Source organism: Paraburkholderia sp. GAS82, from assembly GCF_050436285.1.
GTDB classification, from domain to species: domain Bacteria; phylum Pseudomonadota; class Gammaproteobacteria; order Burkholderiales; family Burkholderiaceae; genus Paraburkholderia; species Paraburkholderia phenazinium_B.
Window position 1 is genome coordinate 845,332 of record NZ_JBNDLX010000002.1, and the last position, 13,074, is coordinate 858,405.

10 protein-coding genes are annotated in these 13,074 nt (G+C 60.6%); 5 read left to right on the forward strand and 5 right to left on the reverse strand.

The window, feature by feature from the left end:
* The first annotated feature begins 73 nt into the window (after positions 1 to 73).
* Positions 74 to 1,741, forward strand: a complete 1,668-nt coding sequence (locus tag P3T17_RS10185; protein ID WP_429406373.1) for an ankyrin repeat domain-containing protein — start codon at positions 74 to 76, stop codon at positions 1,739 to 1,741.
* A gap of 175 nt (positions 1,742 to 1,916) precedes the next feature.
* Here the strand turns inward: P3T17_RS10185 and P3T17_RS10190 are convergent, their stop codons facing one another.
* The 4 genes from P3T17_RS10190 to P3T17_RS10205 form a co-directional block, all read right to left on the reverse strand.
* A complete protein-coding gene (locus P3T17_RS10190) occupies positions 1,917 to 3,059 on the reverse strand; it encodes a substrate-binding domain-containing protein (RefSeq protein ID WP_429406375.1) in 1,143 nt (380 codons plus the stop codon).
* A 118-nt stretch (positions 3,060 to 3,177) separates the two neighbouring features.
* Positions 3,178 to 4,176 (reverse strand): ABC transporter permease, encoded by a 999-nt coding sequence (locus tag P3T17_RS10195; protein WP_074267240.1) that lies wholly within the window; start codon positions 4,174 to 4,176, stop codon positions 3,178 to 3,180.
* A complete protein-coding gene (locus tag P3T17_RS10200) occupies positions 4,173 to 5,780 on the reverse strand; it encodes a sugar ABC transporter ATP-binding protein (RefSeq protein ID WP_429406377.1) in 1,608 nt (535 codons plus the stop codon). The genes P3T17_RS10195 and P3T17_RS10200 overlap by 4 nt, the downstream gene beginning before the upstream one ends.
* Positions 5,781 to 6,064: 284 nt before the next feature.
* Entirely contained in the window at positions 6,065 to 7,042 is a 978-nt protein-coding gene (locus P3T17_RS10205; RefSeq protein ID WP_429406379.1) for an SDR family NAD(P)-dependent oxidoreductase, read from the reverse strand.
* Between the two features lie 122 nt (positions 7,043 to 7,164).
* Between P3T17_RS10205 and P3T17_RS10210 the strand changes: the two genes are divergently transcribed.
* Positions 7,165 to 7,743, forward strand: coding sequence for a TetR/AcrR family transcriptional regulator (locus P3T17_RS10210; protein ID WP_429406381.1), 579 nt, complete (start codon positions 7,165 to 7,167; stop codon positions 7,741 to 7,743).
* A gap of 101 nt (positions 7,744 to 7,844) precedes the next feature.
* Positions 7,845 to 8,204, forward strand: a complete 360-nt coding sequence (locus P3T17_RS10215; protein WP_074267244.1) for a Rap1a/Tai family immunity protein — start codon at positions 7,845 to 7,847, stop codon at positions 8,202 to 8,204.
* 167 nt (positions 8,205 to 8,371) lie between these two features.
* Here P3T17_RS10215 and P3T17_RS10220 read toward each other — a convergent pair whose 3' ends face one another.
* Positions 8,372 to 9,925 carry a methyl-accepting chemotaxis protein gene (locus P3T17_RS10220; protein ID WP_429406383.1) on the reverse strand — a complete coding sequence of 518 codons (1,554 nt, stop codon included), beginning with the start codon at positions 9,923 to 9,925 and terminating at the stop codon, positions 8,372 to 8,374.
* Positions 9,926 to 10,594: 669 nt separating this feature from the next.
* On the opposite strand from P3T17_RS10220, the gene P3T17_RS10225 reads away from it, so the two are divergent.
* Together P3T17_RS10225 and P3T17_RS10230 are read left to right on the forward strand one after the other, a co-directional pair.
* Positions 10,595 to 11,779, forward strand: a complete 1,185-nt coding sequence (locus P3T17_RS10225; protein ID WP_429406385.1) for a porin — start codon at positions 10,595 to 10,597, stop codon at positions 11,777 to 11,779.
* A 330-nt stretch (positions 11,780 to 12,109) separates the two neighbouring features.
* Positions 12,110 to 13,024, forward strand: coding sequence for a LysR family transcriptional regulator (locus P3T17_RS10230; RefSeq protein ID WP_429406387.1), 915 nt, complete (start codon positions 12,110 to 12,112; stop codon positions 13,022 to 13,024).
* The last annotated feature ends 50 nt before the right edge of the window (positions 13,025 to 13,074 follow it).

The following is a 13,074-nucleotide window of genomic DNA, read 5'->3' on the forward strand; positions in this document are numbered from 1 at the left end:
GTGTCAGATATCTCACCATCCTTTGTGCTGGCGGTATTGCGGACCTTCGGCCATCAATGCACGAGGATCCGCCATGAACAAGCTGCCTCCCAAGGCCAATCTCGACCATCTCAAGAAGCAGGCGAAGGAGTTGTTGCGTCTTTACCGCGACGGCAACGCAACAGCGATCGCCCGCTTCGTCAATCATCTTCCCGCCGCCGCGCACCGCTCGGATAGCGAAGCGATAGCGCTTCAGCTTCGTCTACACGACGCGCAGTCCTGCATCGCGCGCGAGTACGGTTTTTCTTCCTGGGCGGATCTCGCGCTGTACGTCGAGACGAGCGCTTTCGCGCAACACGATCAGGCGGCTCTGATACGCCGCTGGCTTGGCCTCGCCTATGGTGGCGATGTCACCGGATCGTATGACGCGGCACGGCCACGCGTTGCGGTTCAGCTTCTGCAGGAACACCCCGGCCTTCTGGCCACGGACGCGTACGTTGCCTGCGCTGCGGGGCATCTCGAAGTGGTGTCGCGAATGACCGCGGCTGATCCCGGGTGGGTCAACCGCGCGGGGGGACCGCTAAGCCTCCCGCCGCTCGTCGCGGTGACGCACTCGAGGCTGGGTCAACTGCCGGAGTTCATCGAACCGCTACGCGAATGCGCCCAGCACCTTCTTGCGGCCGGGGCCGATCCTAACCAGCGTATCGGTAACCGCTTTCCACCGGCTTCTCTCGCAAAACCCAACGAGTCGGAGCCGCTGTCTGCGCTTTACGGTGCGGCCGGCGTTGTCCGCGATCTGGCGCTCACAGAGATGCTTCTGGAGGCGGGCGCGGATCCCAATGACGGTGAATCGCTCTACCACTCGCTGGAAAATCCGGACTGCACGCGCTTGCTGTTCCGGTACGGCGCGCGTGCCGCCGGGACGAATGCGCTGCGGCGAGCGCTAGATATGCCGGACCCGGCTGCCCTCGAACTGGTGCTGGCGCATGGTGGCGACGCCAACGAGCCGGCGGGAGAGGGGCCCACGAAAGTCTGGGGGCCTCCGTTGCTGCGTGCGATCGCCGTGAGCCGATCGACTCGCCATATTGCCGCACTGCTGGCGGCCGGCGCCGATCCCACCGCGCAGACGCCCGCCGGCATCAGTGCTTATCGGCTGGCGAGCCAGGTCGGTCTACCGGAAGTCGTAGCACTCCTGCGTACCTACGGAGTGCAGGAGACGCTAAGCGACGATGATGACTTCGTGGCCGCTTGTGGACGTGCTGACGCGATCGAGGCGCGTCGTATTCAGGCCCGACGTCCGGATCTGCCAGGCGCGTTGCCGGAGGACCGGCTGCGCTTGCTGCCCGATGCCGCGGCATGGGGATCGATCTCTGCGGTCAAGCTTATGGTCGAACTCGGTTGGCCGATTGCCGCGCGCGGAGGAGACTGGGATGCGACGGTGTTAAACCACGCTGTCTTTCACGGTGACGCGGATCTCACGGCCTTTCTGCTTTCTCACGGAGCTAGCTGGCGTGAGACGCAAGGCTTCGGAGACGACGTGCTCGGTACGCTTTCCTGGGCCTCTGTCAACGAGCCGGTTTTGGCGCGGAACCCGGACTGGCCAGGTTGCGCGCGCGCGCTCCTGGCTTACGGGCTTCCCAAGGTGGAGCGGGATCCGTCGAACCCGGAACGGGTAATGATCGAGGGCCGGCCGAAACGGTTTTCGGAGGCAGTGACGGAGGTCTTGCTGGAAGGTGGGGGCGTGAGCTCCGAAGCGAGCTGAGCGGGGGGAGTGATATATCGCGCTGAGTTTCGGCAATATAGCGGTGCATTCATCGCAAGGGGCGAAGAACGCAAAGCGGGGCGAAGAACTCGAAGCGCAATAAAAAAGAGCGAAGCCTCCAAAGGCTTCGCTCTCAAGCTCACGCTTACACCTACACGTCACACCGCGTCGGTCATCAACCGCAAGCGGGCGCTGCCTTCTTGCAGGCATCGGCCAGTTGCGGCGGCGGGTCCTTCTTGAATACCGTCTTGTACGATTCGAGCACGTTGGACTGCACGACGGGCAGCGATTGCACGCCGATCCACGCCGGCGGCGTCTGGCCGATCAGCGCTTTCATCATCGCCATCGCTTCGGCTACGCCCTGATCGTACGGACGTTGCGAGCCCGTTGCCTTGAGCGGGCCGCCCTTGGCAATTTCGATTGCAGACTCAAGGCCGAGGTCGACCGTTGTCATAGGCGTATTGAGGCCCTGCGCGCGCATCGACGTCAGCGTGTCGAGCGCGGGCTGGTCCCAAACGGCAAACACACCCTTCACGTCCGGATTGGCGGTGAGGAAGTCGCCGGCAACCTGACCGACCTTCGACGGGTCCGTGAAGGCGACCTGTTTGATCTTGATGTCGGGGCGATTCTTCTTCATCCAGTCGTTGACGGCCTTCGTGCGCTCCGTCGTGCTGAAGTAATCGACGCCGAAGTTCACAAGACCCACCGTACCGCCCTTCGGCACGCACGATGCAAGCACCTTCGCCGCGATCTGGCCGTTGCCCTCGCTATCCGCCGAGACCATTGCCGAGTACTCCTGCGGATGCTTGAGGCCGGTCGGCACGTTGTCCATGAACACCAGCTTGATGCCGGCCTGCGAGACTTTCTTGTACGTCGCAGCCGTCGCCGTGCCGTCGACCGGAATCGAGATGATGCCGTTCGGATGGCGCTGGATCGTGTTCTCGATGTCGGCAATCTGCTTGTCGACCTGATACTCGGCCGACGCCGTGCCGATCACTTCCACGCCGTATTTCTTCAGCGTGTCGGTGATGCCCTGCACCTGCAGTTGCGACCAGTCGAGGTTCATCGTCTGCATCGAAATGCCGACCTTGAAGTTGCCGGCCTTGACCTTGGCGGCCTCGGCATCCGTCAGCTTGACGGCATCCACGGACGCCGCCTTTTCGCCATTCGGTCCCTGCCCGACGATACCCTTCGGTCCAATCGAATTCACAGGCAGATTCGCGCATGCCTGCGCAAATGCCTGCGAACAGCACAGGGTCATGGCAGTGATTGCCGCGACACTCGCCAGCCTCGCTGCTGATCCACGACGATAGTTCATGATCTTCCTCCGGTGGTCTTGTTGTACTGCGTCTCCAGCTGTTTTTGAACTTGCCCTGCATGGCCTGCCGTGCAACGTCGCATGCACGGGAGACCCATTTACTCCGACCGCTATGTGCCTATTTGCGGGTGAACGCGACTGCCGCGACGATGATGACGCCCTTGATGACGAGTTGCAGCGACGAGCTCACGCCGAGCAGTACGAGTCCGTTATTCAGCGTGCCGATGATGAGGCTGCCGAGCAGCGTGCCCAGAATGAAGCCGCGTCCGCCGAACAGACTGCAGCCACCGAGCGTAACGGACGCGATCACGTCGAGTTCCATGCCCTGCACAACGTCGGGCCGCGCCGCATGCGAACGCGCGGACAGCACGAGCGCGGCCAGGCCGGCAAGCGCGCCCGTCAGCACGAATGCGAGCGTCGTCACGCGGCGGATGTTGATGCCCGAATAAAGCGCGGCCGTGGGATTGCCGCCGGCCGCATAAATCTGCCGGCCGAACACGCTGTAGTGCAGCAGCAGAATGCCGCCGATCACGGCGAGCAGTGTCCAGAGGATCGGCACCGGCACGCCAAAAATAGTGCCCTCGCCGAAGATCGCGATGAAGTTGTCGTTGGTGATGATCTCGGGGCGCGTCGTCGTAACCATCAGCGCCAGACCGCGTGCTGCGCTCAAGCTTCCGAGCGTGACCAGAAACGACGGAATCGAGAGGCGCGTCGTGACGAAGCCGTTGATCGCGCCGACGATCGCGCCCGTGCCGATGCCCGCAATCGCGCCGAGAATCCAGTTATCGCTGATGTGCGACATCGCGAGCGCCGCCGACATCCCCGACAAGGCCAGCGCCGATCCCACGGAAAGGTCGATCTGCCGCGCAATGATCACGAACGTCATGCCGATCGCGATGATCGAGACAAGCGCCGTTTGCCGTCCAATATTGAGGAAGTTGTCGATCGACAGGAACCACGGCGACGCAAAGCTGAACACGACCAGCAGAATCGCAAACGCGATATACAGCATGTACGGGCGATCGCCTTGCAGCAGAAGCTGCGCGATGCGCCACGTGCGTCCATGACGCGGGGTGCTCTGTTGCTCGGCGGGCATCGGCGAAGCGGAGTCGTTCATGTTGCAAGCTCTTCCATAGGCCGGGGAAGTTGAATGAGATGGTGAAGTTCCTCCGCGTGGCGAATCTGCGCGCGCTCGACGGTCCGTTCGATCGAGCCGTCCACCACGATGGAAATGCGATCGCATAGCCGCAACAGTTCGTCCAGATCCGACGACACCACTACGACGCCTGTACCCGCATGTGCCGCGTCGCGCACCACGCCGTAGATTTCTTCGCGTGCGCCTACGTCCACACCGACCGTCGGCTCATCGAGCAGCAACAGCTTCGGCCGCGGATGATTCCATTTGGCGAACACGACTTTCTGCTGGTTGCCGCCGGAGAGAAACTTCACTTGCGTCGACGCATCGGGCGCTTTTACGGAAAGCTGCTTCATCGCCGTGCGCGCCTGTTGTGCAGCGGCTTTCGCGAGCAGCCAGCCGCCACGCGAAAACTGCGGCAGACGCGGCAAGGTCAGATTGCGTTCGATCGAGTGATCGAGCACGAGCCCTTGCAGATGCCGGTCTTCCGGGACGAGCGCGATGCCGCGCCGGATGGCATCGGCGGGTCGGCGCGCGGCGAGCGGTTCGCCGTCGAGCTCAATCGTGCCTGCGTGCGTCGGCAGCAGGCCGAAGATCGTCTGCAGAATCTCCGTGCGGCCGCTGCCGATCAGTCCTGCGAGGCCGTGCACTTCGCCTTTGTGCACGGAGAAGTTCACGCCGGAAAGACGCGCATTGCTTACGTTCGATAGCGTCAGCACGGGCGCATTGTGTGCGACCTGTGAGGCGGCTTGAGCATCCACGCCAAGCCCCGGCTGCGTCACTACGCCCCCGGTGGTTTCCTGTCTGGCCTGCATCGCCGCATGACGTGGGCCGACGATGGCAGCGACCAACTGCTTCATGTCGGTCTCGGCCGTGGCGAACTGGCCGGCGTTCGCGCCGTCGCGGAACACGGTCACGCGCTGCGAGATACGAAACACCTCGTTCAGACGGTGCGTCACGTAGATCACACCAACGCCGCGCTCCGTCACCGCGCGAATCGCGTCGAAGAGAATCTGTTCTTCGCCGCCCGTTAGCGCAGACGTCGGCTCGTCGAGGATCAGCACGCGCACGTCGCCCATCAGCGCCTTGCAGATCTCCGTCATCTGCCGGTAGGCAAACGGCAGCGAGTCGACTGGCACGCGTGGATCGAGTGGAATATTGTGTTCGCGCAGAAATGCGCTGACCTGCGCCATCAGTTCGCGTTGCCTGACGAAGCCAAACCGCGTGCGCGGCTCACGCCCAAGCATCAGGTTGGCACCAACGGACAGCGATTCGACGAGACTCAGGTCCTGATAGACGACGGCGACGCCCGCCTCGCGCGACTTCGCCGGCGATTCGAACGCGACCTTCTGGCCGGCGATTTCGATCGAACCTTCGTCGTAGGTATGGACGCCGCTAAGTATCTTGATGAGGGTGGATTTGCCCGCGCCATTTTCGCCGAGCAGTGCATGCACTTCACCCGGCAGAACCTCCAGATCGACGCCGCGCAACGCCTGCACGCCACCGAATTTCTTGGTGACGCCAGTAACGCGGATCAATGGCGGTCGAGGCGATGAAGCGGCCGCGACCGCAACCGGCTCACTCATCCTGATGTCTCCTTCGTCGGTATGACGAATGCTTATGCTTCGCGATCGGGCGCGAACTGTCTTGTGATCTTCGCATCATGCATATGATGCGTCAATAACATTTAGCCCCTATTCGACCGGCATTCGGCAGGAGAATTGCGACAATTGTCGCGCTGTTTGTGATGATCCTATCGTTCTCACCGATTTGAGCTGTGAGGAAAGTTGCGCTGTCACAGGTGGCCGCGCCAAAGATATGGGTCAAGGCGCGGCGGGCCCCGTTTCGATGACGCTGGACGAAGCGTTGGTCAGAACGACTCGCCAACCATCTCTTCGCTCTTGCGCCAGAGTGCGTCGGCATTCGCAACGTCGAGAGCGTAGCGGCGAACGCCCTCGCTGACGGGCGTGATGACAACATCGTCCGCCACGACTTCGCTTACGTGGCAGTTTTCGCAATATCTGCCTCCCACGTCTTCGGCTGCCGCCACCGCCGCGGCCCATACCGAAGTCGCCGCACCCTGCGGGATCGTCTTGAACTGGAACGGTCCTTTCCCCTCCGATGCCAGCTGACTGTTGATCCTGTCCACGAGTGCAGTCAGCTGGCTCTCGTCCATATGGCGGGCCAGCTCCGTGTGAATCCCGCCAGGATGAACAGCGGCTGCCCGCACTCCGCGCGCGCGATGTCGCTGATCGAAAGCAACCGCGAAGAGGATGTTCGCGGTCTTGGAGCGGCCGTAGGCGAGAAACGACTCGTAAGGCGTACGCTCAAAGCCGGGATCGTCGAGATCCACGTCCGCGAAACGGTGCCCGGATGACGCCAGTGCGACCACTCGACCACCAGACGGAATCAGCGACGCCAGGCGATTCACGAGCACGAAATGCCCCAGATGATTCGTGCCGAATTGCGTCTCGAATCCGTCTGCGGTTTTGCCGAAGGGCGTCGCCATTACGCCGGCATTCGTAATGATGACGTCGAGCGGTTTGCCCTCGGCCAATAGCTTGTCGGCGCAAGCCCGGACGCTCTCGAGGCTTGCGAGGTCGAGTTCGACCAGGTCGATACTGCCGCCTGCCGCGGCGGCATCGCGCCGCGCTTCGGCAATCGCCAGCTCCGCTTTTGCCAGGTCTCTGGCCGCCCCGATCACGCTCGCTCCGTGCGCTGCAAGCGCCCGGGCGGTCTCCACACCGAGTCCCGCCGAAACACCGGTGACAAGAATTCGCTTGCCGTGAAGATCGACGCCTGCAAGCACGTCGTCTGTCGTTGAAGTTGCTCCAAATTTCTCAGCCATTTCCGCTTCTCCATCACAATAGCGTTGACGCCATTCCCCGTCCGGGATAAAACGGAGACTCTCTCCGCTTTTTTCAGTATATCAACCGGAGAAATTCTCCGCTTGCAAGGATTCAACCTGCAGTGAGTCACTCGACGCCAAAAGAACGAAAGCCCCGGGCCGACGCGCTACGCAATCGCGAGCGCATCCTCGAAGAAGCAAAAACGGCGTTTACGCACGCGGGAAGCGACGTCAGTCTCGATGACGTGGCACGTCAGGCGGGCGTCGGCGTAGGCACGGTCTACCGGCACTTTCCCACGCGTGAGGCGCTGCTGGAGAGTGTCTACCGTGCTGAGGTGGGCAAGCTTGCGGAGGAGGCGCGAAGGCTGACCGAGTCATTGCCTCCGCTTGATGCGTTGCGATCCTGGATGATGCTTTTCGTCGACTACATCGCCACCAAGAAGATCATCGCGCCTGCATTGAACTCAATCGTGGGAGGGTCGACGAAGCTGTTCGAATCGTCCGGGACCCAGATCAAGGACGCGATCCAGTCGCTTGTGACGCGCGCCGTGGACAGCGGCGACATTCGCGCCGACCTCGTGCCGCTGGATCTGCTGCGCGCTCTCGTGGGCGTTTCCAACGTCGCGTCTGCGCCGGACTGGCAGCAAAGCGCGAAAAGGCTGGTTGACATACTTCTGCTCGGATCGCGGCCGCCGGGCTAGTTTTTGCAGTCGACCTCGGGCGTCGGTCCGGAAATCGTCACAATAGCGGCCCACAATAGCGCACCCCCATCCCTCCGAATCGACATCAGATGAACAGATCAATGGCCGCGGCCTTGCTTATGACAGTTTGCTCCATCGCACACGCGAGTCCGGCGTCCGATATCAACAACGGATTTCTCACGGGCAAATCCTTTCAAAGCGGAAGCCAATCGATGCGTACCGCTTACGTGATTGGTGTGCTCGACGGATTCTCTTACGCTCCTGTCTTTGGCGCGCCAGATGCGAAGATCGAGAAACTTCGGCAGTGCATTGGAACGATGCATGCCGACGCGCGACAAGTGGGCACCATTGTCGATAAGTACCTTGAAGCCAATCCCGATTCGTTGAGTCTGCAGATGCAGCCGATCGTCCTGCGCGCGATGCGGCAGGTTTGCGCGACTCATGGCATGACGGTCGACTGAAAGGCTGCCGGCCAATTCGACCAGCGAACGACGCCGATCAGTCTGTGAATACGTACTGACCGGGCACTTTCCTGGCGCCTATAAAAGCAAAGCGCGGGAATAAGCGCTGGCGGACAAACCATACGTACGCGACGATCCGCGTGCTTGCGGTCGCCGGCTCGTGATTATTAGCTAGCGAGTTTGAAAACCGAGACGACTTGTACCAGCTCGTGAGACTGACTGCGCAGGCTGCTGGCCGCGGCCGCCATTTGTTCCACCAGCGCTGCGTTCTGCTGGGTCGCCTCGTCCATCTGCGTGACAGCCTCACCGACCTGAGCGACGCCCAACGATTGTTCGTTGCTGGCGGCACTGATCTCACCCATGGTATCGGTGACGTGGCGAATGGAACGGACGACTTCGGACATGGTGAGACCGGCCTGCTCGACCTGGGCCGAGCCTTGTGCGACGCGTTCCACGCTGGCGTTGATAAGCTTTTTGATTTCCTTGGCGGCATCGGCGGAACGCGCGGCCAGGCTGCGCACTTCGTTGGCTACTACCGCGAAGCCACGGCCTTGCTCGCCGGCCCGGGCTGACTCCACCGCTGCGTTCAGGGCGAGGATGTTGGTCTGGAAGGCAATGCCATCAATCACGCCAATGATGTCGGCGATTTTCCTGGAGCTGTCGTTGATACCCTTCATGGTCTCCACGACCTGGTTGACGACTTCGCCACACTGGACGGCGACTGTGGAGGTGTTCATGGCCAACTGGTTCGCCTGACGGGCGTTGTCGGCGTTCTGGCGCACGGTGGAGCCGAGCTCTTCCATGGAGGCGGCGGTTTGTTCCAGGGCGCTGGCCTGACTTTCCGTGCGAGCGCTGAGGTCGTCGTTGCCTTGCGCGATTTCGGCGCTGGCAGTGGCCACGTTTTCCGATCCGGAGCGCACGTTGGAGACAACGCGCACCAGGCTGCTTTGCATGTCTCTCAGGCTGCTGAGCAACTGGCCGACTTCGTCGGTGCTGTGATTGTCGATACGGGCGGTCAAATCGCCTTCGGCGACCTGACGGGCCACCGCGGAGGCCTTCACCAGCGGCCTGGTGATACTCCCGGAGATGAGCCACGCGCACACCACGCTCAGCAGCAGGCTGACCACTCCCAAAGCAATCATCAGCGTGCGGCTGAACTGGTAGTTGGCGTCGATCTGCGTTGCCACCGTGTCAATTTCCTCGCGCTGATGGTTCACCAGGGCATCAATTTTCGTCACGAAGAGCCGGGAGGCCGGTATGAACTTTTGCTCCAGCACCTGGTTCGCCTCGTCGGCTTTGCCCGCCTTTTTCAGCGCGTAGATCTCGTCGCGGGTAGAAATGAAAATCTTGCGCTGTTCGCCAATGGCGGCAAACAAGGACTTTTCCTCGTCCGAACTCATCAAAGCTTCTATCGACTTTTGCAACGCTCCCGACACCTTGGACGAAGCTGCGGCTTCCTCCACGAAGTAACTGGCGAGGCTTGGGTCAGCGCTCTTGGCGATCGCGGTTGTGCGGGTGACAGCGGTATTGATGTTGCGCGACCAGTCGTTGATAAGCCGCTCGGTCCGGATTGGACTGGCAACCATATCGCGGGTTGCCTGCGCCACAGACGAGAGGCGCGCAAGCCCTATGACGATGCTGATCAACGACATGATCAATACCAGCACAAAACCGGCACCCAGTCGTTTGGCGATGGGCAAGTTGGACATAAAGGTCGGCATAGTGGCTTTCTTCAATGACTAAAGGGCGAAGATGCCCATTAGCGGTTTCGGAGTTCGGTCACTACAGGTATACGGCTGAAACGGCGGAGACTGAAGGTGCTATCCATAGGGTGTTGCTGAAACTGATGTAGGGATATCCTGATGTGACGAACCATGCATGATTCGCTAACGGACACCAGTCTGGTGTATGCGTGGTCGCCGCGCGTTACGTCAACTGTTCGGCTGGTCCTTGACCGCTTCGATTTTCCCGATTTCTGCGAAAGAGATTCCCCTTTCGGCTCTATGTCTCCATCGTTGACGAATATACACTCGGGCCAGAGTCAAACGAGAACGACGATGGAGACGCGCCTTACCGCAAGCAGCCCCAGCTTGGTGATCCCCCTGTCCTTCGACCAACCGCACTCAGCGAACGCGTTCAGCAACCGCCTGGATCTTGTTGTTGTCGAACGGCTAGCAACTGCAACAAGCGAGCGCAACTGAACCAGCAGGATAGTCGGCAGACCTGATTTTCTTTGAACCGGATTCGGGAGAGCGTGGCATCTCCGTGCGAGTCGCTGATGGCACGCGCTCCCACCTGGATCTGAAATTGCCGGCAGCATCAAATCGCCGTAGTCAGGTTTACATTGGACCGGCGATTAAAATAGTAGTACTACATATATAGGAGATGTGATGAGGAAGGTTCTGATTGGGATGTTTGCAATGACAGCGGCGGCGTCGGCGATTGCGCAAAGCAGCGTCACGCTGTATGGCATCGTAGACAACGGGATCGCATACGAGACCGGTATGCCGAAGGGGCACGTGTTCGGCGCAGAGAGCGGGGGATGGGCCCAGTCGAGATTTGGCCTCAAGGGCGCAGAAGATATCGGCGGCGGTACCCAGGCCATTTTCCACCTTGAGTCTCGCCTCAACACAGTCAACGGTAGCTTTGCCAACGGCAGCTTCTTCGAGGGGCAGGCGACCGTCGGTTTGCATAACGACACGTGGGGTCAAGTGAAGTTAGGCAATATGGGCTCGGCTGAAATCAGCCAGTATTCGGGCGATGTCGATCCTCAACAGACCGAGAAATATGCGATCGGTACACTGGTGCGTGGCCGGATCTTTTCGCAGGCGGGTAACGGCATAGAGTATCTGTCGCCGCTGGTAGGCGGATTCACGGTGCAAGGCCAATACGACCTGACAAACTCGACGAAATGGAACTCCGGAAGTCCGGGAAGCGCGCCGGGCCAGTTGGGAACCTCAAGCGGCTTGGGTAGTGCGCAGGGGAGAACGGACGGCATCAAGCTTTCGTATCAGACCGGCAGCCTTTTCTGGCAGGCGACATACGATGAGGTGCGCGATCCTAACGGCCAGTTCAGCAATGTGTACCTGGCCTCGCGCTCGATCCTCACGGGTGGAACGTACGCAATTGGCCCGGTCGTAGCGTTCATCGGCTATCAGCACCTCAGCGCACCCGATGCGTCCAATGCCGGATACTATGGGACGGCCACTCCAAGCACGCTGCCGGCAGGCACATCGCTGCCGACAGCGGTCAATCACGAGTGGCTTGGGGCGATCTGGCACACGACGACGGCGCTTTCGGTCACCGGTGCGGTTTACCACGCCAATGCCAACCGGGGTAATGGCAACGCGACGCTATACACACTGGGTACGAACTATTCGCTGTCGAAGCGCACGCTTCTGTATACCGAGCTCGGTTACGTCCGCAACAGTTCGACGTCCAACCTTGGGCTCGACAGTGGGCTGTACGGTGCGAACAGCAACGACGACCCGACGAACAGCAACGCGTCCAGCACCAACCCGAACTATGGCAAGAGCCAGTTCGGCGTAATCGCAGGTGTCGCCACCCAGTTCTAGGAGACACGCAAGGGTTCATGTCGCGGTGGCGGTCACATCTGGTTTGCCTGACGGAAAACCCTTTCCGTCAGGCGTTTTGCCGCGTATTCGCCCCATGAAGATGGCGACACCGCTGACGCGGGCCGGAATGGGAGAAAATTCCTGAGGTGTTTTTGATGTGTTTCCGCTGCCCCGGCGATGGTTCCTGGGACTATGCTTGGCCTATAAATGGAGAGAGACACTGTGCAAGGCAGTTTATCCGGCGTTGCGCGAGCGATCGCATTGGGGCAAGCAGGTGAAATCGAAGCCACCCAAGGCCACCGCAGCAATTGCATTCCGAGCTGATAAGAGATGGATCAGTTCAAGGAACTACGGCTTTTTGTCGAGGTTGCCGAGTCGGGCAGCATAAGCCGCGCCGCGGAGGTCGTGGACCTTTCCATCTCTGCGGCAAGCCGGTACCTGATCGCGCTGGAAACCCGGCTTGGCGTCCAGCTCGTGCGCAGGACGACACGCAATCTTTATCTCACGCAAGCTGGGGCAGAGTTCCATCGACGTTGTAAGTCCATACTCGCAGATCTGGGTGAAGCCGAGTCCGTTATCAAGGAGGCGACAGTTCGACCGAGTGGCGTACTGCGTGTTACGGCATCGCTCTCGTTCTGCATGCTGCACGTTGCACCGATGCTTCCGGAATTTACAGCGCGTTATCCAGACATTACGGTAGATGTGGTGGCGGCGAATCGCTACCACGACATCATTGAAAATGGCATCGACGTCGCCATCCGTACCAAGGTTCTTGAAGCAGACAGCAACATAACGGTAAAGCGGCTTGCCTCGACCCGGCGAATATTGGCCGCGGCTCCTTCGTATCTCGAAGCAAATGGCTCGCCACGCCTTCCCGCGGAACTGACCCGGCACAAGGTATTGAATTACGCACTCGCCGACAATCCGCGCGAGCTCGCGTTTTGCCGAACGGGCGAATCAGTTCTCGTCAAGGTCAAGCCTCTCCTCGAATCCAACGACGGCCAGATATTGCGGGTCGCGGCCCTCGACGGCATGGGCATCCTCGTGCAGCCCAAGTACATCGTCTACGACGACCTCAAAGCCGGCCGCCTCGTCCCTGTGCTGAATGACTGGGATTTGCCGCGGCTGACGATCAACATTGCCTTTCAGACACGCGCGCATATGCCGGTGAAGGTTCGGCTGTTTATCGATGCACTCGTCGAGCGGTTTCAGCAGAACGAGTACGAGCGTCACTGGACAGCGTAATAGTCACGTGGCCAGGGTAATCCCGGCTGCTGTTTCCCAGTTTCCCATTC

What these genes read in the sequence shown, in the direction of transcription:
- P3T17_RS10190 (WP_429406375.1), bottom strand. Translation starts at nt 3,059, where the DNA reads ATGAACTATCGTCGTGGATCAGCAGCGAGGCTGGCGAGTGTCGCGGCA.
- P3T17_RS10230 (WP_429406387.1), top strand. Translation starts at nt 12,110, where the DNA reads ATGGATCAGTTCAAGGAACTACGGCTTTTTGTCGAGGTTGCCGAGTCG.
- P3T17_RS10205 (WP_429406379.1), bottom strand. Translation starts at nt 7,042, where the DNA reads ATGGCTGAGAAATTTGGAGCAACTTCAACGACAGACGACGTGCTTGCA.
- P3T17_RS10225 (WP_429406385.1), top strand. Translation starts at nt 10,595, where the DNA reads ATGAGGAAGGTTCTGATTGGGATGTTTGCAATGACAGCGGCGGCGTCG.
- P3T17_RS10185 (WP_429406373.1), top strand. Translation starts at nt 74, where the DNA reads ATGAACAAGCTGCCTCCCAAGGCCAATCTCGACCATCTCAAGAAGCAG.
- P3T17_RS10215 (WP_074267244.1), top strand. Translation starts at nt 7,845, where the DNA reads ATGGCCGCGGCCTTGCTTATGACAGTTTGCTCCATCGCACACGCGAGT.
- P3T17_RS10200 (WP_429406377.1), bottom strand. Translation starts at nt 5,780, where the DNA reads ATGAGTGAGCCGGTTGCGGTCGCGGCCGCTTCATCGCCTCGACCGCCA.
- P3T17_RS10220 (WP_429406383.1), bottom strand. Translation starts at nt 9,925, where the DNA reads ATGCCGACCTTTATGTCCAACTTGCCCATCGCCAAACGACTGGGTGCC.
- P3T17_RS10195 (WP_074267240.1), bottom strand. Translation starts at nt 4,176, where the DNA reads ATGAACGACTCCGCTTCGCCGATGCCCGCCGAGCAACAGAGCACCCCG.